This window comes from Acidaminococcus nyctereutis (assembly GCF_052216985.1).
Classification (GTDB): Bacteria; Bacillota; Negativicutes; order Acidaminococcales; family Acidaminococcaceae; genus Acidaminococcus; species Acidaminococcus fermentans_A.
Genome location: NZ_JBQOUY010000003.1, coordinates 85,508 through 107,286, shown reverse-complemented (window position 1 = coordinate 107,286; position 21,779 = coordinate 85,508). Strand labels below are relative to the sequence as shown.

General features: G+C 53.9%; 18 protein-coding genes and 3 tRNA genes. 2 read left to right on the top strand and 19 right to left on the bottom strand.

The annotated features are described in order from the left end of the window. Window positions 1–10: 10 nt before the first annotated feature. On the bottom strand, window positions 11–2,089 hold the full coding sequence (gene fusA / locus ACTUHY_RS02990) for an elongation factor G (RefSeq protein ID WP_442826540.1): 2,079 nt from the start codon (window positions 2,087–2,089) through the stop codon (window positions 11–13). A gap of 216 nt (window positions 2,090–2,305) precedes the next feature. Then, window positions 2,306–4,369, bottom strand: a complete 2,064-nt coding sequence (gene recG / locus ACTUHY_RS02985; protein WP_442826539.1) for an ATP-dependent DNA helicase RecG — start codon at window positions 4,367–4,369, stop codon at window positions 2,306–2,308. Window positions 4,370–4,488: 119 nt separating this feature from the next. On the opposite strand from recG, the gene rpmB reads away from it, so the two are divergent. Beyond that, entirely contained in the window at window positions 4,489–4,680 is a 192-nt protein-coding gene (gene rpmB / locus ACTUHY_RS02980; protein WP_012937850.1) for a 50S ribosomal protein L28, read from the top strand. A gap of 129 nt (window positions 4,681–4,809) precedes the next feature. Here rpmB and ACTUHY_RS02975 read toward each other — a convergent pair whose 3' ends face one another. The 9 genes from ACTUHY_RS02975 to ACTUHY_RS02935 form a co-directional block, all read right to left on the bottom strand. Next, window positions 4,810–5,241: a zinc-ribbon domain-containing protein gene (locus ACTUHY_RS02975; protein WP_278673616.1), complete on the bottom strand. Its 432-nt coding sequence runs from the start codon at window positions 5,239–5,241 to the stop codon at window positions 4,810–4,812. Between the two features lie 16 nt (window positions 5,242–5,257). Next, window positions 5,258–5,740 carry a PTS sugar transporter subunit IIA gene (locus ACTUHY_RS02970; protein WP_442826538.1) on the bottom strand — a complete coding sequence of 161 codons (483 nt, stop codon included), beginning with the start codon at window positions 5,738–5,740 and terminating at the stop codon, window positions 5,258–5,260. An 81-nt stretch (window positions 5,741–5,821) separates the two neighbouring features. Next, a complete protein-coding gene (locus ACTUHY_RS02965; protein ID WP_278673618.1) occupies window positions 5,822–7,894 on the bottom strand; it encodes a polyribonucleotide nucleotidyltransferase in 2,073 nt (690 codons plus the stop codon). Between the two features lie 373 nt (window positions 7,895–8,267). Next, a complete protein-coding gene (gene sufU / locus ACTUHY_RS02960) occupies window positions 8,268–8,708 on the bottom strand; it encodes a Fe-S cluster assembly sulfur transfer protein SufU (RefSeq protein ID WP_347567756.1) in 441 nt (146 codons plus the stop codon). 19 nt (window positions 8,709–8,727) lie between these two features. Continuing rightward, complete coding sequence (locus ACTUHY_RS02955; protein WP_442826537.1) at window positions 8,728–9,948, bottom strand: aminotransferase class V-fold PLP-dependent enzyme; 1,221 nt, start codon at window positions 9,946–9,948, stop codon at window positions 8,728–8,730. Beyond that, on the bottom strand, window positions 9,911–11,035 hold the full coding sequence (locus ACTUHY_RS02950) for a SufB/SufD family protein (RefSeq protein ID WP_442826536.1): 1,125 nt from the start codon (window positions 11,033–11,035) through the stop codon (window positions 9,911–9,913). Before ACTUHY_RS02950 ends, ACTUHY_RS02955 begins: the two co-directional genes overlap by 38 nt. A 13-nt stretch (window positions 11,036–11,048) precedes the next feature. Then, window positions 11,049–12,515 carry a Fe-S cluster assembly protein SufB gene (gene sufB, locus ACTUHY_RS02945; protein WP_442826535.1) on the bottom strand — a complete coding sequence of 489 codons (1,467 nt, stop codon included), beginning with the start codon at window positions 12,513–12,515 and terminating at the stop codon, window positions 11,049–11,051. A 16-nt stretch (window positions 12,516–12,531) separates the two neighbouring features. Then, window positions 12,532–13,269 (bottom strand): Fe-S cluster assembly ATPase SufC, encoded by a 738-nt coding sequence (sufC, locus tag ACTUHY_RS02940; protein ID WP_442826534.1) that lies wholly within the window; start codon window positions 13,267–13,269, stop codon window positions 12,532–12,534. Between the two features lie 474 nt (window positions 13,270–13,743). Then, window positions 13,744–15,144 (bottom strand): GntP family permease, encoded by a 1,401-nt coding sequence (locus tag ACTUHY_RS02935; RefSeq protein ID WP_442826533.1) that lies wholly within the window; start codon window positions 15,142–15,144, stop codon window positions 13,744–13,746. Window positions 15,145–15,337: 193 nt separating this feature from the next. Here ACTUHY_RS02935 and ACTUHY_RS02930 point away from each other — a divergent pair, with 193 nt between their 5' ends. Next, window positions 15,338–16,330 (top strand): helix-turn-helix transcriptional regulator, encoded by a 993-nt coding sequence (locus ACTUHY_RS02930; RefSeq protein ID WP_442826532.1) that lies wholly within the window; start codon window positions 15,338–15,340, stop codon window positions 16,328–16,330. 48 nt (window positions 16,331–16,378) lie between these two features. Here ACTUHY_RS02930 and ACTUHY_RS02925 read toward each other — a convergent pair whose 3' ends face one another. From ACTUHY_RS02925 to mutM, 8 genes are all read right to left on the bottom strand, one after another. Then, complete coding sequence (locus tag ACTUHY_RS02925; protein ID WP_442826531.1) at window positions 16,379–17,794, bottom strand: YfcC family protein; 1,416 nt, start codon at window positions 17,792–17,794, stop codon at window positions 16,379–16,381. Between the two features lie 12 nt (window positions 17,795–17,806). Beyond that, window positions 17,807–18,991, bottom strand: coding sequence for a M20 metallopeptidase family protein (locus tag ACTUHY_RS02920; protein ID WP_442826530.1), 1,185 nt, complete (start codon window positions 18,989–18,991; stop codon window positions 17,807–17,809). Between the two features lie 228 nt (window positions 18,992–19,219). After that, a tRNA-Leu gene (locus ACTUHY_RS02915) sits at window positions 19,220–19,306 on the bottom strand. A 56-nt stretch (window positions 19,307–19,362) separates the two neighbouring features. After that, window positions 19,363–19,448, bottom strand: a tRNA-Leu gene (locus ACTUHY_RS02910). A gap of 33 nt (window positions 19,449–19,481) precedes the next feature. Then, window positions 19,482–19,568, bottom strand: a tRNA-Leu gene (locus tag ACTUHY_RS02905). A gap of 51 nt (window positions 19,569–19,619) precedes the next feature. Continuing rightward, a complete protein-coding gene (locus tag ACTUHY_RS02900; protein WP_442826529.1) occupies window positions 19,620–20,219 on the bottom strand; it encodes a lytic transglycosylase domain-containing protein in 600 nt (199 codons plus the stop codon). 139 nt (window positions 20,220–20,358) lie between these two features. Then, window positions 20,359–20,946: a dephospho-CoA kinase gene (gene coaE, locus ACTUHY_RS02895; RefSeq protein ID WP_442826528.1), complete on the bottom strand. Its 588-nt coding sequence runs from the start codon at window positions 20,944–20,946 to the stop codon at window positions 20,359–20,361. Window positions 20,947–20,955: 9 nt separating this feature from the next. After that, a complete protein-coding gene (gene mutM / locus ACTUHY_RS02890; protein ID WP_442826527.1) occupies window positions 20,956–21,777 on the bottom strand; it encodes a bifunctional DNA-formamidopyrimidine glycosylase/DNA-(apurinic or apyrimidinic site) lyase in 822 nt (273 codons plus the stop codon). Between the last annotated feature and the right edge of the window lie 2 nt (window positions 21,778–21,779).

The following is a 21,779-nucleotide window of genomic DNA, read 5'->3' as shown; positions in this document are numbered from 1 at the left end:
TGCAAATCTTTTACTTTTTAGCGGCTTCCGCTTTCGCTTTGGCATCAGCCACGATTTTTTCCGCCAGTTTGGGCGGTACATCCTCATAATGGTCGAACTTCATTTCAAAGGTCCCTGTCCCTTGGGTCAGTGCCCGCAGATCCACGGCATAATCCAAGATTTCTGCATAAGGCACCTGGGCCTTCACCACAGCCCGTCCGTCTTCCGCGGACTGCATTCCCAAGATACGGCCCCGTTTGCTGTTCAGGTCGGAGATGATGTCCCCGGTCATCCGTTCGTCACAGTACACATCCAGATTGTAATAGGGTTCCATCAGGACCGGTTTGGACTGTTCTGCCGCTTTCTGGAAGGCCATATGGGAAGCCACTTTGAAAGCCATTTCCGAAGAGTCTACGGTATGGTAGGAACCATCCAGCAGGGTGATCTTCAGATCTACCACTGGGTACCCGGCCAGGATCCCGTGTTCCATGGATTCCTTCATGCCTTTTTCTACTGCCGGGATGTACTGCCGGGGCACGGCCCCCCCGAAGATCTTGTCTTCGAACACGAACCCGGAGCCCGGAGGCAGCGGTTCCATCTTGATGACTACATGGCCATACTGCCCATGGCCGCCAGTCTGTTTCTTGTATTTGCCTTCCACTTCCGCAGAACCCCGGATGGTTTCCCGGTATTCCACCATGGGCGGTTTCAACACGGCATCCACGCCGAATTTCCGTTTCATCCGTTCCATGAGGATCTCCAGATGCTGGTCCCCCATGCCGCTGATCAAGGTTTCCTTGGTTACCGGGTTCCGGCTGACGATGAAGGTAGGATCTTCATCCATGAGTTTGCCCAATGCTGCAGCGATCTTGTCTTCGTCCCCTTTCTTCTTGGGAGAGATTGCCCGGCTGTACATGGGCAGTGGATATTCGATGGGTGCGAACTGCACCGGTTCTTCTTTGGCACTGAGGGTATCTCCGGTCATGGTGAACTGGAGACGGGAGATGACTCCGATATCTCCTGCTACGATCTGCTTCATGGGCAAGGGATTCTTCCCCCGTAGCGTGGAGATAGTCCCCACTTTTTCCATTTCATCCCGGCTGGCATTATAGACGGAGCTGTCGGCTTTGATGATGCCGGAGAACACCCGTACGAAGCTCATCCGGCCCACAAAAGGATCGGAGGTCGTCTTGAACACCAGAGCAGCCAGCGGAGCGTTGGAATCCCGCCGTTCCACCTGTCCCGTTTTCAGGTTGGTCACATGATATTCGTTCAGGACGGCGGGGAATGTGTAGTCCACAACGGCAGAGAGTGTCCGCCCCAGCCCGATGTTCTTGAAAGCAGAACCGCAGAGCACCGGGAAAATGATTCCCTGCCGGATGCCCTTCACCAGACAGTTCATCACTTCTTCATCGGAAATGGTTTCCCCTTCCAGATACCGTTCCATCACTTCATCATCGGCTTCCACCGCTGCTTCTACCATCTTGTCATGGGCATCCTGGACCCAATCCTTCAGGTCATCGGGGACTTCGATTTCATCCGCCCCGTTCCCGTTCCCTTTATAGGCTTTCTGGTTAAATACATCGATGACCCCGCAGAAGTCTTCTTCTTTGCCCAAGGGCAGTTCCAGGGGAAGGATCCGTTTACCGATCTTGGCCCGGAGATTGTCCAGGATATTATCATAATCTGCATTTTCCCGGTCCATCTTGTTCACGAAAATCAGCCGAGGCAGGCCGGCCTCTTCCGCCAGTTTCCAGCACTGTTCGGTCCCGATCTGGACCCCGCTGGTAGCACTGACCACGATCAGTACACTGTCCACAGCCCGGAATGCGCCTTTGACTTCTGCTACGAAATCCGCAAAACCTGGAGTATCGATGAAATTGATCTTGACATCCCGCCATTCTACCGGTGCCAGCGTCGCACTCACGGAGACTCCCCGCTTGATTTCTTCCGGTTCGAAGTCGGTGGTGGTCTGCCCGTCTTCCACTTTGCACATACGGCTGATAGCACCGCTGCGATAGAGCAGTGCTTCTGTAAGGGAAGTGGTGCCTGCGCCGCCATGCCCTACGATGGCCACGTTCCTGATTTTATCGCCTGTATACTCTTTCACTGTACAGCCCCCTTTATTCCGTAGGATGTGGGATTCTCAGCTGCCAGGAGCAGCTTTCCCCATGTTCTTGTCTGATGGTACTCTTTTTCGGGAGCAAGGCGCGTTTTTCCTGCTTTTAACAGAAAACTTTCGAAATTCCCAAAAAATGAAAAGGAATGTGTAACGATAGATACACATTCCTTACATGAATAGGGGGTGTAAAAAAATCACACCCCCTCACGCATTGAATATCCTTTCAAACCGGCCGTCGAATTGGGTGGTTGCTGCCGCCCGGATCACTTCCCTGGCGGTTTTCGGATTCCCCATGGCCCACTGGGCCGCCTTCCGGGCTTCTACCAGCGTATCTGTATCCCGGAGGATATCCGCGATGTACAGGTCGCTGAGTCCATGCTGGCGCAGACCGAAGAACTGGCCAGCCCCCCGCAGTTCCAGATCTTTTTCGGCCAGCAGGAAGCCGTCACTGCAGTGGCGCATGATCTGGAGCCGTTCCAAGGTTACCGGGTTGGTGGAGGAAGTCAGCAATACGCAGTAGGATTGGGCACTGCCTCTGCCTACCCGGCCCCGGAGCTGGTGCATCTGGGCCAACCCGAACCGGTCCGCTCCCTCGATGACCATCAGGGTAGCATTGGGCACATTGACCCCCACTTCCACCACAGTCGTAGTGATCAGCACTTTCGTTTCATTCCGGGCAAAGCTTTCCATCACTGCGTCTTTCTCTTCCGGCTTCAGACGGCCATGGAGGAGGCCGCAGGGAATGCCCTGGAGATAGGTGGAAGTCAGTTCTTCATACAGTTCCTCCGCCGCCTTGGCATCCACCCCTTCACTTTCTTCAATCAGTGGACATACCACATAGGCCTGGTGACCTTCCCGGATCTGATGGACCATGCCCTGGTACACCGCCGGCCGTTTGTCTTCTGTATAACAAAGGGTCTGGACCGGTTTCCTTCCCGGGGGCAGTCCCTTCATCAGAGATACGTCCAGGTCCCCGTATACCGTAAGGGCCAAAGTCCGGGGAATGGGCGTCGCAGTCATGACCAGCACATGAGGTGCAAAGGGACTCTTCTCCTGGAGCTTGGCCCGCTGGGCCACCCCGAACCGGTGCTGCTCATCGGTGATGGCCAGGGCCAGAGAATGGAACACCACTGCATCTTGGATCAGGGCATAGGTCCCCACCACCGCCTGGATGGAACCATCGGCCAGCCCTTCCAGCACCTGCCGTCTTGCTTTGGCCGGCAGGCCGCCGGTCAGAAGGGCCGTCCGGATCCCTGCTGGTTCCAAGACTTTCTGCATTTCCTGGTAGTGCTGTTCGGCCAGGATTTCCGTAGGTGCCATCAAGCATCCCTGGTAGCCGTTTTCCACCGTCTTTGCCAGGGCCAGGAGCGCCAGAGCCGTTTTCCCGGAGCCTACATCCCCCTGGACCAATCGGTTCATAGGCTCCAGGCTCTGCATGTCATCATCGATTTCCTGCCAGGCTTTTTTCTGGCTGTCCGTCAACTCGAAACCCAAGAGTTCTCGGACTTTCTGGACCAAAGGACCGCATCGGACCATCTTGATGCCCCGGCTGTCCCGCTTGATTTCCACCCGATGGTGGAGCAGGCCGCACTGGAGATAGAAGAGTTCTTCGAAGATCAGCCGCTGCCGGGCCTTTTCCAAAAGGTCCGGGCTTTTGGGAAAATGGATATTTTCCAGAGCTTCCAGCCGGGGCAGGAAATGTTTGGCCTGGAGGATCTTCTCCGGCAGACATTCCGGCAATTCCTTCCGGGCCAAGGCCAGAGCCTGGCGCACCGCTCCCCGTACCTGGTTCTGGGTCAGGCTGCCGGTCAAAGCATAGGTAGGAAGGATGCCCGGAGCTTCCGTTTTTTCATCCTTCACACGGGAAAGGCTGGCACCGGTGACGCTTTTGGCCGTACGGCCCAGGTTCACCTTGCCGATGACGAATACTTCGTCCCCCGTATGATAGACTCGGGTCATGTAGGTCTGAGCCCCGAACAAGACGATCTCTGCAAAGCCAGTACCATCCCCTACGGTGATAGTGGCATATTTCATGTTCCGGGCGCTCCGCCGGTTGTTCAGCCGCACGATGGTCCCTTGGAACAGCTGCATCTCCCCCCCCACAGTCAGTTCGCTGATGGTCTTTACATGGGAATAGTCCAGGTAGCAGCCCTGCCGAGGAAAATGGTTCAGCAAATCTCCGATGGTCACGACGTTGATATTTTCGAATTCCAGGGCCTTTTTGGGCCCGATGCCTTTGAGTTTGGTTACCGGTTCCTGCCACCACATGGTTCTTTTCCCCTTTTCTCATGGTTTTCTACTTGCAATTATAATCCAATTTGTGTTAAAATAGCTACATTGAGTTTTAAAAATAACGCATTGCCTTATAACTTGAAGGAGGTGGGACCATGGCATGCATCTGTGAAATCTGCAACAAAGGTGAGCTGTCCGGCAACAACGTCAGCCATTCCAATAGACATGTAAAACGTTCTTGGAAACCTAACGTTCAAAAGGTTAAAGCGGTGGTAGACGGTGAAGTGAAGAGCATCAACGTGTGCACTCGCTGCTTACGTTCCGGCAAGGTAACCCGCGCCATCTAAGCTTATAGGTTACAGCATAAAAAAAGAGGTGTTGCTCAGAAAGGGCAACACCTCTTTTTTAATCAGGGGCAGCAGGGCTGCCCGTCACTTGTCTCTTGTCACTGGCTAACAGTCCCTTTTTGTTTTTCTCTACAGCTTTGCCCCGCAGAAGGGACAGAAAGCCACATTCTTGGGCAAAGCCGCCCGGCACTGGGGGCAGATCCGCCGTTCTAGATAAGCCTGGGCCTTTTCCTCGAACAGGGCCACGAATCGATCCGTTTCCCGGTTCTGAGGAGTCAGGCTGTAGACTTCCATCCGTTTTTTGTGGATATCCACGATCACCGTGCAGCCTTCCTCCCGCGGCTGGACTGCAAAAATGATTTCCTTCCGTTTGGGTTTCCCGAACAGGAAGGATTTTTCTTCGGACACCAGTGACCCGTTCAGGAGCATCCCGGCATCATCTTGTTTCTCTACTTCCACCTGCATCTCTCGGCACACCTGGAGTCCCAGTTCCCAGGCCACTGCCGGAGCCAGGTTGTAGGCCTGTTCCACAAAACTTCCGCCGCTGCCTTTTACCTCCATGACTGCTCCCTTCCTCTCAGTTCAGGGTAATGGACAGGATTGTATCCTGTCCGGCCCGTACCGGACCGAATGGGGCTTTTTCCATTTTTCCGACCTTGTCCCCATTGGTGATCACCAGGGGCGTGGAAAGATCGCACCCTGCCATTTCCAGAACTTCCCGGTCAAAAGCCAGCAGAGGCTGCCCGGCCTTCACCTTGTCGCCGGCTTTCACCAGTGCCCGGAAGCCGGTTCCCTGCCGTTCCACCGTATCCATCCCCACGTGGAGCAGGATCTCCAGTCCGTGGCCTTCGGTAAGCGCAATAGCATGGGCCGTATCCGGCACATAGGTGATTTCCCCATCACAGGGAGCCACCAATTCGCCGTTTTCCGGCCGGATGGCCACTCCGTCCCCCAGCATTTTCTGGGCAAAAGCCTGGTCCGGCACCTGTTCCAGAGGAACCAGCGTCCCCGTCAAAGGCGCCGTCAGCACAATTTTCGTCTTCCTGAAAAAAAATCCCATCGTATGATCTCCTTGTTTCTGTGTGTACGGTATCATTGTAGCATAAAAAGGGGGCTGTTGCATGCGCAGCAGCCCCTTCAATCATTTCAAACAAGCTTTCCTGGACAGGTTCAGCCTTCCTTTGGAATCGATTTCCACCAGCTTCACGACGATTTCGTCGCCGACGCTGACTACGTCTTCCACTTTTTCCACCCGTTCCTTGGCCAGCTGGGAAATATGTACCAGCCCTTCCCGGCCGGGCATGAATTCCACGAAGGCGCCGAAGTTCATGATCCGGGTCACCTTCCCAGTATAGACCTTGCCCACTTCCGGTTCTGCCGTGATATCCTGGATGGTCTTGATGGCCGCATCGGCAGATTCACTGTCAGCTGCAGCAATGTATACAGTACCATCATCGTTGATATCGATCTGGGCACCGGTATCTTCCACGATCTTTTTGATGATCTTGCCCCCAGGCCCGATGATATCCTTGATTTTCTCCGGATTCACCTTGATGGTGGTGATCTTGGGAGCATACTTCTTCAGCTGCTTCCGGGGTTCAGCGATGCATTCCAGCATCTTGCCCAAGATGAAAGCACGGCCTTTCTTGGCCTGAGCCAGAGCCGCCTGGAGGATGTCTTTCGTCAGCCCGTCCACTTTGATATCCATCTGGATGGCCGTGATGCCCTTAGAAGTACCGGCCACCTTGAAGTCCATATCTCCGTTGGCATCTTCCAGACCCTGGATATCGGTGAGGATGGTGAAATTCTCCCCTTCCTTAACCAGGCCCATGGCCACCCCGGAAACCGGCGCCTTGATGGGCACGCCGGCATCCATCAGGGATAGGGTGCTGGCGCAGGTGCTGGCCATGGAGGAAGATCCGTTGGATTCCAGCACTTCAGAAACCAGACGGATGGTATAGGGGAATTCTTCTTCAGAGGGAATCACCGGCAGCAGAGCCCGTTCTGCCAGGGCTCCATGGCCAATTTCCCGACGGCCCGGGCTGCGCAGAGGTTTGGTTTCGCCCACGCTGTAGGGTGGGAAATTATAATGATGGATATACCGTTTCTGGATATCCCCGGCCAGGGTCTCCAGATTCTGGGCTTCCCGAAGGGGAGCCAGGGCCAGGCAGTTCAGGACCTGGGTCTGTCCCCGGGTGAACAGGCTGCAGCCGTGAGGCCGGGCCAGGAGACCCACTTCGCAGCTGATGGGACGGACTTCATCCAGCGCACGGCCATCGGGACGGATCTTGTCCACGGTAATGATGTGCCGGAATACCCGTTTCACCAGTTTAGCCACCACATGGGCAACGTCGATTTCATTGTCCGGATACAGTTCCGTAAAGTGGGCCAGGATCTCTTCCTTGGCTTCGCTGACCATCTTGTCCCGGCGCAGCTTGTCCGGATCCATCAGGGCATCATGGATCTTGGGTTCCCCATAGGCTTCGATTTCCCGAGCCAGATCAGCAGGCGGAGTATAGACTTCGAAATCCATCTTGGGTTTGCCCACTTCGGCCTGGATTTTTTCCTGGAATTCCACTAGTTTCTTGATTTCTCCGTGAGCGAACCAGATAGCGTCCAGCATCACTTCTTCAGAAACTTCCTTGGCACCGGCTTCCACCATGAGGATGGCATCTTTGGTACCGGCTACGGCCAGGTTCAGTTCGCTGACTTTGGCCTGTTCCACCGTGGGTTCCACGATGAACTGCCCATCGATGAGTCCCACCCGCACACCGGCGATAGGCCCTTCGAAGGGGATATCAGAAATGGACAGAGCGCAGGATGCACCGATCATAGCCGGAATGTCCGGGGCATTGTCCGGATCCACAGATACGGCCGTGCATACGATCTGCACGTCATTGTGGTATCCATCCGGGAACATAGGCCGGATAGGACGGTCGATGAGCCGGGAAGTCAGGATGGCCGTTTCTGCCGGCCGGCCTTCTCTCCGCAGGAACCCGCCGGGGATCTTGCCCACTGCATACATCTTTTCTTCAAAGTCCACTGTCAGCGGGAAGAAATCCACCCCTTCCCTGGGAGTATCGGTCCCCGTCACTGCCACCACAACAGCGGTTTCGCCGTAGCGGACCAATACAGCCCCATTGGCCTGTTTGGCAATCTTACCTGTTTCAATGGTAAGGGTCCGGCCTCCAAAATCCGTACTAAAACTATGCATCCTCTGCATCCTCCTTCTATTTCTCTCTTGACATTATGGGTAGATTATACTACACCGGCGGGGAAAAAGCCATAAAAGGGGTGTGAAAATATATTTTTCACACCCCTTTGCGGGCTAAGGGTCACGGGTCACAGGCTTGGACAGCCATGCCGTAAGTCCGTGCATCATACAAGAAGCTGGATTTCCCTCTCCTTTCAACAAAAGAAGTGTTGTCCGTATAAAAAAGCACGAACAACACTTCTTCAAATTTTAGTTCTATTTCTCGAAATGCACAAACAGGGGCATTTCGACAAGCATTGGAAAATCCCGTTGATTGTCGACGAGCCCGCGACTCACAGCCCACGACCCGCGACCGGTGCTGCGAAGCAGATCCTTATTTCTCCTCTTCCTTCTCCAGGGCCGCTTTCAGGGTATGCCAGGCCAGGACGGCGCATTTCACCCGGGCGGGCATGTTGGAGATGTTCTTCAGGGCAATGGCATCGTCCAGTTCTTCCAGCTTGCTGTCGTCCGTTTCTTCCCGTTTGATCATGGCCAGGAACAGATCCACCAGCCGAAGGGCTTCCTTTACGGATTTTCCCCGGATCAAGTCCACCATGATATCCGTAGAAGCCTGGCTGATGGCACAGCCGTGCCCGGTATAAGCCGCATCCTTGATGATCCCGTCCTGGATATCCGCCTGGAGAGTGATATCATCCCCGCAGCTGGGATTGTGGCCATGTTCCTGGAGATTATGAGGATCCAGCTCATGTTTGTTGGCCTGATCCTGATTATGTTCCAGGATAATATCAGAATACAATTGATTCATATCTTCCATCATCATTCACCTGTTTCCTTCAATCTTTGAAGCCCATGACTTTCCGGACTTCCGGCAGCTTGGACAGGAAATAATCCACTTCTTCCAGAGTATTGTAGATGTAGAAGCTGACCCGGTTGGAGGCTTCCACATGGAGATGGGCCCCTAGAGGCTGGGCACAATGATGACCGCTGCGGATGGCGATCCCGTAGCTGTCCAGGATAGTAGCCGCATCATGAGGATGGACTCCATCGATGGTAAAGGAAATCACCCCAGTCTTTTCGGAAGGATCCGTGGACCCCAGGATGTGGATATGGGGGAGCTTCAGCATCCCTTCCAGGCAGTGTTTGGTGAGTTCATGTTCATGTTCTTCCACCTGGTCCATGCCGATATCGTCCAGGTAATCGATGGCCGCATGGAGAGCAACAGCCCCTTCCACGTTCTGGGACCCGGCTTCGAATTTATAGGGCAGTTCATTGAAGCTGGTGGTCTGTTCCTGGACGTATTCGATCATATCCCCGCCCAAGAGGAAGGGTTCCATGTCTTCCAGCAGGGCTTTCTTTCCGTAGACCACCCCGGTACCGGTGGACCCCAGCATCTTATGGCCGGAAAAGACATAGAAATCGCAGTCCAGATCCTGGACATCGGTCTTCATATGGGGCGTAGATTGGGCGCCGTCCACGATGGCAATGGCTCCTACTTTATGGGCCCGTTCTACCAGTTCTTTCACCGGCCGTTTCATGCCCAGCACGTTGCTTACCGCCGCAAAGGAAACGATTTTGGTCCGTCCATCGATCTTGGCCAGATCTTCTTCCGTAAAATGCCCGGTCTCATCCAGGTACATATAGACCAGTTCCGCCCCGGTCTTCTGGCAGGCTCTCTGCCAGGGCACCAGGTTGGAATGGTGTTCGGAGATGGGGATCACCACTTTATCGCCTTTATGCAGGTGAGTCTCTCCATAGCTGCGGGCGATCAGGTTCAGTCCTTCGGTGGAATTCCGGACGAAGATCACTTCTTCGAAATGCTTGGCATTGATGAACTTCCGGACAGCTTCCCGGGCTTCATCATACAGTTCACCGGCTTCGATGGACAGCACATGGGCTCCCCGGTGAGGGTTCCCGTTGTGATGCTCCAATAGATCCACCAAAGCGTGGATCACCTGATACGGTTTCTGGGTCGTAGCCGCATTATCCAGATATACCAATGGATGTCCATTATGGACTTTAGTCAAGATGGGGAAATCTCTGCGTACATTTATCATGGCAATTTCCTTTCTGGTGGCAGAACTGCATTTTCGTCCGAACAGCCTGCAGCGCCTTGTTTTCCAGATTTTCGTCCCCCAGCTGGTCGATGACTGGGCGGATGTTGCTCTCTACGATGATCAGCTGGGCCCCTGCTTCATTGAAGCCCCGGCTCATAAGATAGAACAGCATGTCCTGGTCGATCTGGCCGGAACTGGAAGCGTGGTTGCCCACCACATCATCTTCCTTGCACAAAAGCAGAGGAACAGAGATGGAATGGACTCCTTTGTTCAGCAGCAGGCACACATCGGATTCGTTGCCCACTGCCTTTTTGCCGCCCCGGAGGAAATCGATGGTCCCCCGGAAATATTTCTTACTGGTTCCCATCAAGGCACCGGTGGTCAGGATATCTGTATCCGTCTTGCAACCCTTGTTCGGGACCCAGTAGGAATAGTCGAACAGCTGGTCATCGCTGCCCAGATACATGGAAGCGCTTTTGAACTGGGCCTCGTCATGGTCCAGATCCGTCCGCACATACACCAGGTTCTGGTAGCCGCCCACTTCAGCGCTGACGAACTTCACCTGGGCTTCTTTCCCTTCCCGGGTCAGCCGCTGATCAATGTGCCGCACCTTTTCTCCATGGATCTGGACTTTGCTGATGGTCACCTGGGCCCCGTCTCCTGCTTCCACATACTGGAGCAGGTTTACCAGCCCACCTTCGGCGTTTCCATCAAAAAGTTCATACACATGGAGCCGGCTGTCCTTTCCAGCCTGGAGTTTCAGCTGTCCCACCAGAAGAGGTACATCCTCCGTCACCGTGTAGCTGATCCAGACAGAAGCTTCTTCCCCTGCAGGGACCGTGACGCTGCAGTTCACGTTGCCGCCCTTCTGGGCCTGGGCCAGGGACGCCTCACTGGCACCCTGGAAATCTCCCAAGTCTGGCAACTCATTGCCTTCATAAGTCCGTACTTCTGCACAGCCTTCCTGACGGACCGCCAGTTCCACCGGCTGCAGTTCCTGGGCAGCCAATGGATCCAGTTCCAGATGGTTCACCTTCATCCATCGGAAGGTAGGACGCGGAAGCTCATTGAATTGTTCTTTGCTCATCATTTCCGCCCCCTTACATGGAACCCTTCAGTTCCAGATTGATCAGATTGTTCATTTCCACTGCATATTCCAGAGGCAGGGCTTTGGATACAGGATCCACAAACCCCCGTACCAGCATAGCCCGGGCTTCGTCTTCGCTGAGGCCCCGGCTCATCAGGTAGAAGATGGCCTCATCGGAGATCCGGCCGATCTTCGCTTCGTGCCCCAGATCCACATTGTCGTTCTTGATCACGATAGCCGGAATGGTATCGGACTGGGACTGCTCATCCAGCATCAGGGATTCGCAGCTCACATTGGATTTGGACCCTTCGGCACATTCGTTGATCACCACGCTGCCCCGGTAGATGCATACCCCGCCGTCCTTGGAAATGGATTTGGAGTTGATGTTGCTGGTGGTATGGGGCGCATTGTGGACCACCTTGGACCCGGTGTCCAGGTACTGGCCCTTGCCCGCAAAGGTGACCCCGGTGAATTCACAGTGGGCCCCTTCCCCATTGAGGATGCTCATGGGGTACAGACAGGAGGTGTGGGACCCGAAGGACCCAGTGACCCAGTTGATGGTACCGTTTTTCCCTACGATGGCCCGCTTGGTGTTCATATTGTACATGTTCTTTGACCAGTTCTCGATGGTGGAATAGGTCAGAGCAGCGTCATCCCCGATGAACAGTTCCACGGCCCCGGCGTGGAGGTTAGCCACGTTGTACTTAGGAGCGGAACAGCCTTCGATGAAATGTACCTTGGCGCCCTTTTCCACAATGATCATGGTATGTTCGAACTGGCCAGCTCCCGGTGCATTCAGCCGGAAATAGCTTTGGAGAGGAATGGATACATCCACTCCTTCCGGCACGTAGACAAAGGATCCGCCGGACCAGACCGCCCCGTGGAGAGCAGCGAATTTGTGATCCGTAGGCGGGATCAGTTTCATAAAATGCTTCCGTACGATGTCTTCGTACTTTTTCACCGCCGTATCGAAGTCTGTATAGATGACCCCCTGCTTCACCAGTTCATCCTGGATGCTGTGGTATACCACTTCAGAATCGTACTGGGCCCCAACCCCGGCCAGGGAAGTCTTTTCCGCTTCCGGGATTCCCAGACGGTCAAAGGTATCTTTGATGTCTTCCGGCAGGTCGTTCCAGTTGGCGCTCATCCGGGCATTGGGCCGCACGTAGGTGACGATATTGGCCATATCCAGACCGCTGATGTCCGGTCCCCATACCGGATAGGGAATCTGATAATACAGATCCAGGGATTTCAGCCGGGCATCCAGCATCCATTGGGGTTCGTCCTTCTTGGCAGAAATCTCCCGGACCACATCCGGGGTCAGCCCAGCTTCCGTCTTATATTCATGATTGGAAGCCTTTTTGAAGTCGTACATGTTGCTGAAATCAGTCAACGCGTCGATGGTCTTCCGTTCTTTCTGCAGTTTCTGTTCGTCAGCCGCGGTCTCCCGGGCCAGCGCTGCGTTCTTTTCTTCCGTCATTCTGCTCACCCGCCCGTTATTTCTTATAAGCGTCGTAGCCGTTGGCTTCGATTTCCTGGATCAGGGAAGCATCTCCGGTCTTGACGATCCGGCCGTTGATCAGCACATGGACCACATCCGGATGGAGCTTTTGGAGGATCTCGCTGTGGTGGGTGATGATCAGCAGGGAGTTATTTTCGTTGTGATATTTGTTCACCGCTTCCGAAACGATCCGCACCGCATCCACATCCAGGCCAGAATCGATTTCGTCCAACAGGGTCAGTTTCGGTTCCAGCATGCACATCTGGAGGATTTCATTCTTCTTCCGTTCGCCCCCAGAGAACCCGTCATTCACATACCGGTCTGCATAGCTCCGGTCCATGGACAGGGCGTCCATTTCCTGATGGAGTTTCTTCCGGAAAGGCATGATCCGCTGTTTTTCTCCGGAAATCGTGCCCTTGGCATTCCGGATGAAGTTTTCTACCGTAATCCCCTGGACGGAGATAGGAGCCTGGAAAGCCATGAAGATCCCCGCCTTGGCTCTTTCGTTTACCGGCTCGTGGGTGATTTCTTTTCCTTCGAAATAAATATGACCTTCGGTCACAACGTATTTAGGGTTGCCCATGATGGTATTGAATAGGGTCGATTTACCAGCACCATTGGAGCCCATGATTACATGGGTTTCCCCTTTGTTGATGACCAGATCCAAACCTTTCAGGATTTCCTTACCTTCGACGGCAACTTTCAATCCTTCCACTCGCAATAATTCACTCATACTAACCTCTCCTACCCACAGGCCCTTCAACGCCTGTGTACTGAATTTAAGCCTTCTTTGTATCTTACCGCTCCGGATCCTGTCCTGCGCAAAGGAACGAGACCGTGGGGAAATAAGAAAAGGGATCGGATCCCGGTTCTACTGTAATCAAAAAATATTCACCTGAAATCCTTTCCCTATTATAAATGATTTTCCCGGGTTCGACAATATATCATAGTGCAGTCAGGGGAATTTTTTTGAAGTTTTTTGGAAAAATCCTGTTAGAGATGAAACAGAAAAAGAGGGTGTGAATAAATTCACACCCCCGGTCGCGTGTCTCGAGTCTCGGGCCGTGAGCCTGGACATTCAAGCCGTTTGTTCTTTTTCTACCAGATGATCAGACAAAATCCACTGAAATCCGAAAAAATGGATTTTAGTGCTGCACCAACAAGCCCGCGACTCATGACTCGCGACCCGCGACCAATCCCTTTATCCTCACCCTAGAATCAGATATAAAATATACACATTGATCATGGCGGCGATGCCGGTGACCAGGGTCCCCATGGTCTGGGCCCGGTAGCCGTCCTGGACTTCCATATCCCCGAAGTTGGTGACCACCCAGAAATAAGAGTCATTGGCATGGGACACCGTCATAGCCCCGGCCCCGATGGCAATGACTGTGATGGCTGCCAGCATGGTCGTCCCCAGTCCCAAGGTCCCCATCAGAGGAGCCATGATCCCGGCCGTAGTGGTGATGGCCACGGTAGAAGATCCCTGGGCTGTCTTCAGGATGGCAGACAGCAGGAAGGGGAAGAAGATCCCCAGGCTGGCCAGGGTATTGGAATTTTCCTTGATGAACGCCACCATGCTGGTGGATGCGATGACCTTCCCCAGCACGCCTCCGGCAGCGGTGATGAACAGGATGGGTCCCACCACTTTCAGGGTTTCATCGGTGATTTCATAGAAGGCTTTCATCTTGTCCGGCATGGTACTCTGCATCAATACCAGGATCCCCAGGATCACCCCTACACTGATGGCGATGATGGGCGTTCCCAGGAAGGTGATGACATCCGTCCTGTTCCCGCTCATGGCCATAGCACTGGACAGGCCCATAAGGATGATGGGCACCACAATGGGAGCAAAGCTCATAAAGGCACTGGGCAGCTGACCATAGCTCTTGATGAGTTCTTCATAGGTCTGCTGGACCTCTGCCGGTTCTGTACTTTCTGCCCGTTCTTCTTTGGATTTCACTTTTTTGCCGATATAGTTGGCATAACAGTAGGCGGCGATCATAGGCAGGATGGAAGATGCGGTCCCCAGACCGATGATCAGGATCAGGTTGGGTTCCAGCCCCATCCCTTCATAAATGGTATTGGCAGCAGCAATGGGTCCCGGTGTGGGCGGAATGAAGCAGTGGGAAATATACAGCCCCATGGACATGGCTACTGCCGTAGCTACAGCGGAACAATGGGTCCGGCGGACCAGCGCCTTCCGGATCGGATTCAAGATGACGAAACCGCTGTCACAGAATACCGGGATGGAAACGATCCACCCCATGATCAGTACCGCCAGGCTGGTATTGTTCTTCCCTACCAGGCGCACCACGCAGTCAGCCATTTTCAAGGCAGCTCCCGTCTTTTCCAAAATGGTCCCGATCAGGGCTCCCATGATGATCACGATGCCGATGCTGGTGAAGGTCCCGGCAAAACCGGCACTGACCACATCCGCGATCCCCAGCACTTTCCCATGCTTTACCAGAGGGATCCCGCCGATCAGGCCGAAGATCACGGAAACCCCCAGGATAGCCAGGAAAGGATGGATACGGAATTTCGAAATGGCTACGATCATGACGATGATGGCAATCACAAAAGCAAAAATCAAAGGTAAGCCAGTCATTTTCCACACATCCCCCTCAAAAATAATCCATTGCGGCCTTTTGTTTTGCAGGATATAGTATATGCTATTTTCGAAAAAAGTAAACTATATTTTTCATATGGCCGCCATAATTTTTCTTGCAGCCAGGTGTTCCTTTTTTTTCCAGAACAAGATATCATTAAGGAAACGGATGTCTTACCCTGAGGAGGCTGCCATGACCAAAGGAATCAACCAAAAACTGAAAATGCTGTACCTGGAAAAGATCTTCCAGCGGGAAACCGATGATGACCATGGGCTTACCCTGCAGGAGATCACAGAACGGCTGAAGAAGGCCGGAGTCAATGCGGACCGGAAGACTCTCTACAGCGATTTTGCAGAACTGAAGAAATATGGCCTGGATATCATCAGTTCCAACGGAGGACGGAGCTGTACCTATCATTTAGGGAACCGGGAATTCCAGATCGCTGAGCTGAAGCTCCTGGTAGATTCCGTACAGGCGGCCCAGTTCATCCCGGATGAAAAATCCCACGCTCTGATCAGCAAACTGGAAAAACTGGCCAGCCGGGAACAGGGCAAGAGCCTCCAGCGGCAGGTGCTCATTGCCGGTCGCGTAAAGACCTCCAACAAAAAAGTCTATTTGACGGTGGATAAACTGCACCAGGCCATCAACACCAATGTGCAGGTCCGTTTCCACTACACCCGCTGGAACACCCGCAAAGAACTGGTCCCCCGCAACCAAGGAAACTGGTTCCAGGTCAGTCCCTGGCTGATGATCCTGTCCGATGAAAACTACTATCTGACCGCTTACTATGAAAAGGCCGGAGAGATCCGCCATTATCGGGTAGACAAGATCGAAGATCTGGAACTTCTGGAAGACCTGCCCCGGGAGGGCAAAGAGGCCTTCCAGAAATTGGATATCCCCAAATATGCCAATATACATTTCGGCATGTTCAATGGGGATCAGACAGAAGTAGAACTACAGGTCCAGAACGAAAAAGTTGGGATCTTCATCGACCGGTTCGGCAAAGACATCATGCTGATCCCCCAAGGGCCCGACACCGTATCCCTGACCGTGAAAGTAGATGTAAGTGCCCAATTCTTGGGCTGGATCATGGCTTTAGGAGAGGGCGTCGAGATCATCCGCCCGGAATGGGTACGGGAAAAGATGGTCCAGGAAGCCCAGCGGATCTTGCAGGTGTATAAATAGAAAAGGGAGGTGTTGCACGTTCTGTGCAACACCTCCTTTTCCATTTTCTTACAATCCCGTCCATCCTGCCAGCTGCAGGACAGCCAGGGCAATGGAAGCCAGGATGCTCTGGAGGAGCAGGAAGGGAGCATACCATTTGGCATACCGGTTGTAGGCCACCCCTGCAATCCCCAGGGACCCCATGATGGTCCCAGCCGTCGGCACGATGCAGTTAGAGAGACCGTCTCCGAACTGGAAGGCCTGGACGGCCACCTGCCGGGTGATTCCCGTGAGATCCGCCAGGGGTACCATCAGGGGCATCACTGCCGAAGCCTGTCCGGACCCGGACGGGATGAACAAGTTGATGAACAGGTTAGCCCAGAACATCAAGATGGCTCCGATTACCGGCCCGAAGCTTCCGATGGGAATGGAAAGATAATAGACGATGGTGTTCAGGATATGTCCGTCTTTCAGGATGACGGAAATCCCATTGGCAAAGGCGATGATGAAGCCTGCATTCAGCATGGGTTTGCATCCTTCCAGGAAGGCTTTGGTCGTACCGTTCACGCCCAGCCCTAGGACCCCGCCCTGGATGAGTACCGCCAGGAACATAATGGCCGCGATCTGCTGGTTCCCCCATTTGGCGACCACAGCCCCGGTCATGATGGCAATAATAGCCAGGACCATGACTCCCAGGCAGGTCTTTTGGGTCAGGTTCAGCTTACCGGCTGATTCAAAAGTCTCCCCTTCCTGGGCGCCCATGTATTCATTGACAGCCATCCCTTCCTGGTAGCACAGGCTCTTAGTGGGATCTTTCTGGATGCTCTTGATGTATTTCATCACCAAGACGTAGTTGAGGACAAAATTGACTCCATGGAAAAAGAACCGTACCGGCATCCCAGAAAACACCGGCAGTTCGGCAATGGGATGAGCTACCCCCAAAGTGGACGGATTGGCCCAGCCCACATTGAACCCGGAATAGGCCCCCAGATAGATCATCATGAAACCGGCTGCTGCGTCCAGCCCCATGGTCTTGGATAGGATCATACCGATAGGGATCAGGGCCACGGTAGGGTTGGCAAAGACCCCTGTAGCACCACCGATGGACATGAAGGCCATGATGACGAACACGATCTTGCTGAGGTTCTGGGCACCGCCCTTCGCCGAAAGGGAACGGAATGCCACTTCAACAGCTCCGCTTTTCTGCATCATATGGACGGCAGACCCCGTGAAAAGCACCATAGCAAACAGCACGGAAGCTCTCTGGAAGCCGGTGACCACCGCATTCAGCACGGCGAAAGGTCCTTGCGGCGACTGGGCTACCGCATGGTAGGTCCCGGCCACCACCCGGGTCATCTTCCCCACTTTCACTGTATCGTATTCTCCCGCCGGCAGCACCACCGTCAAGATGGCTGCCACACAGATCAGGAAGAACAGCAGGGCTATGGTCTCCGGGAATACAAATTGTTTTTCTTTTTTCTCCATCATCATCTCTCCTCAGGCTTTCGCCAGATAATCCCGGGTGAACTGGGTCAGGACCTTTACCCCGGTGGGCAGGGCTTTTTCATCGAAGATATTCTTAGGATTGTGGAGTCCCAGCCGGCTGTTGGGTTCTTCCGGATTTCCGGTCCCCAAACGGAACTGGCAGCCAGGGCACAGTTTCGGGAACATCCAAGAAAAATCGTCGGATCCAGTAGAAGGATAGGGAATCTGGCGGATGTTCTCTTTTCCAATGGTCTCCGCAGCCGCCTGGGCAATCCCATCGATCACAGCAGGATCGTTGACGAGGGGAGGCATCCCATCTGCCCATTTCACTTCTCCCTTGCCCCGGAAGGCCGCAGCACCGTGTTCCACGATCCGGTTGATTTCTTCATGCATCAGTTTCCGGCTGCCTGGTTCCAGGCTGCGCAGGGTCCCGACGATTTCCACCTTTTCTGGGACCACATTCCCGGCTTTGCCCCCATGGATGGAGCCAAAAGTCAGCACCGCCGGATAGACCGGACGGTTCACCCGGGAAACCACTGTCTGGAGTTCTGCCAGGAGATAGCCGGAAATCATGATGGGATCCACGAAGTTTTCTGGATGGGCGCCATGGCCGGCTTTCCCATGGACGGTGATATACAGGAAATCAGAGGAAGCATTGGCCGGACCTTTGATGAGTCCGATGGTCCCGGCATCCCATTCCGGAGAACAGTGGAGACCGGTAAGGACATCCGGCGGATACTTTTCATAGAATTTCGTGGCTAGGGTGTCTAACGCCCCGTACAGAGCTTCTTCAGCAGGCTGGAATATGAACAGCACATTGCCGTGGAGCTCTTCCCTGACCTCCGAAAGGCATTTGGCGGTGTACAGCAAAACAGTCTGATGGATATCATGGCCGCAGGCATGCATCACCCCGTCGCACTGGGATGCAAAAGGCAACCCCGTCTGCTCCACAATGGGAAGGGCATCGATGTCTTCCCGCAGGCCAACGGTCTTGCCGGGTTTCCCACCCCGCAATAAAGCGATACAGCCCGTCTTCATCCCCACATCCAAGATTTCGATGCCGCAGTCCTTCAAAAAGGCCTCGATCCGTTTCGTCGTCTCGAATTCCTGATTGCTCAGTTCCGGATGGGCATGGATTTCCCGCCGCAGGGCAACCATATCTCCTACATACTTTTCTACCAATGAATTTGTATCCATCTGCTCCCCCTCCAAGCATCATTTTTTTGGATTATATATTACAAATAAATTCATTATGTTTAAAAGTATAGTGATTTTTGATAAACCTGTCAATGGAATATCCTGATTCCAGCGATTATTTTACACCCACTTCAGACTGTATCCCGCCTTAAAGGATTTCTGTACGCAAAGCGATCGTCATAACACACAAAAAAACACACTGTTTCCACAGTGTGTCCTTCTTTTGAATGGTGCGGGCAAGAGGAATTGAACCTCCACGGGGTTGCCCCCACTAGCTCCTGAAGCTAGCGCGTCTGCCAGTTCCGCCATGCCCGCATATAGAATTTGTCTGCCGAAGACCCCCGCCCTTTTCGCCCCGTCTGCCATAGAGTTGGTGCGGTTGGCGGGACTTGAACCCGCATGAGGTTACCCTCACCAGCCCCTCAAGCTGACGCGTCTGCCTTTCCGCCACAACCGCAGAGTTGTGTGTGATTGCTGAGGTGAAAAAGTTTGGTGCGGGCAAGAGGAATTGAACCTCCACGGGGTTACCCCCACTAGCTCCTGAAGCTAGCGCGTCTGCCAGTTCCGCCATGCCCGCTTGTTTCTTCAATCGGCAACAAATAAATAATATCACATTCAAGAAAACTCGTCAAGGGTTTTTTAATGTTTTTTTGTATAAGGTCTGATAATTGTTCCGGTCGTCCAACACCTTCTGGACATAGATCCGGGTATCACTGAAGGGGATCTGGGAAATGGCATGGAAATCATAGTCCCAGCCGTTGTCCTTCATCCATTCCTTCACCGTACCCCGTCCCGCATTGTACGCCGCCAGCATCAGGACTTCATTGCCATGGAATTCATGTTCCAGCTCTGACAGGTACCAGCAGCCGAACTTGATATTCAGTTCCGGTTTCAGCAGCATAGAATCCCGGAAATTGGGGAAATCCGTACATTTGGCGATCCAGGCGCCAGTTTCCGGAGTGATCTGCATCAGCCCCAGGGCCCCTGCCTTGGATTTGGCCTCCGGTTTGAAGTTGCTTTCATTTTTAATCACTGCCACAGCTAGGAAAGGATCCACTCGGTACTGGGCGCTGTACAAATGGATTTCCCTGGCATAGGGCCAATTGTAAACGAACTTCCGCTGTGCCGTATCTGTTTTCCAGCCGAAATACCCGGCAATGATCAGCAGCAGGAAAATCAACAGCACCGGCAGGCATCCCGGCCGTTTTGTCTTTCTTTTGCGTTCCAAAACCATCCCTCACAATATATCTCAGCCTTTCGGCCGGCAGAAGCAGATAGGCTCCTGCCGGAAAAGGATTCCTTTTTATGTTATATCATATCAAATCTGCCGGATGTCTTTCAACCTTTCTTTGCTGCCGCCCGTCCGGCTACGGCTGGACCGCCGCCAAGGCCTGTTCCACTTGAGCATAGAGTTCTTCCAATGTGCCGCTATTGTCCAAGATCACCTGGGCCCGCTTCTTCTTTTCTTCCAAAGAAAGCTGTTTCCGGATCCGGTCCTCCACTTCTTCCCGAGTCATGCCGGAGCGGAGCATGGCCCTCCGGATCTGCTCCTTTTCCGGGAGATAGACCAGCCACACCGTATCCGTGACCTTTTCCCACCCGCATTCCAGCAGCAGCGGCGCATCCAGCACGACCACTGGATCTTTCCTGTGTCCTTCCAAAAAGGTGTCCCGTTTCTTTGCAATGGCCTCATGGACGACGGCATTGAGCTGCCCCAGGACTGCCGGGTCATGGAAGGCCCGGTCCGCCATTTTCCTCCGATCCAATTCTCCTTCCGGCGTCAGGATCTCCGGACCGAAACAGCGTACCAATGCTGCCAGGCAGGGAGAACCAGCCTTTTCCACTTCCCAGGCTGTCCCGTCCGCATCGAATACGGGGATCCCTTTCTGTTTCAAATAGGCACTGACGGTACTTTTCCCCGAGGCAATGCCCCCTGTCAATCCGATGACTGTCATGGTTCCTCCCTATTTCTGGCAATGAGGACAGTAGACGCTGCCCCGCCCGGCCACTTTGATCTGCTTCAGCAGGGTCCCACACCGCAGGCAGGGCAGGCCCTTTCGATGGTACACCTGGAGATATCGGCTGTTATCCCCCATCTGCCCGTCTGCATCCTGGTAATTCCGGAAAGTGGTCCCGTGGTGCTCCAGCCCCTGGCGGATCACTCCCTTTATTGCCAGCACCAAGCCTTCCCAGGCTTTCCGGCTGATCCGGTTCACCCTCCGGGTAGGACGGATCCCGGCAGCAAACAAGGCTTCGTCCACATAGATATTCCCTAAACCGGCGATGACTGTCTGATCCAGCAGGAAAGCTTTCACCACAGCGGTCTTCCCTTTGGCTTTTGCCCGGAGATAGTCCGGCGTCAGTTCCGGATCAAGCGGTTCCGGCCCCAGGCTCTCATAGCCTTTGTCCCTCCAGCCGTCCTCACCGACCAGTGCTGCCACTCCGAAGGTCCGGATATCCGTGAAATAAAGATTTTCTTCTCCGGAGAGGAAAAAGGCCATCCGAGTGAAGAGAGGCTCCGGTTCTGTTTTGGGGAGAGCCAGCAAGGCCCCGGTCATCCGGAGATGGATGAGGATCCAGCATCCATTTTCCAAATCCAGACGCAGATACTTCCCCCGCCGCTGGACCCCGGTGAACCGGGCGCCTTGGAGCTTCCGGACAAAAATATCTGGTTGCGGATGGAGGATCATTTTAGGCAGATCCACCCGGACTTTTTCCATGGTCTTTCCCACAATATGAGGGACCAGGCTGATCCGCACCTGTTCCACTTCCGGCAATTCCGGCATAT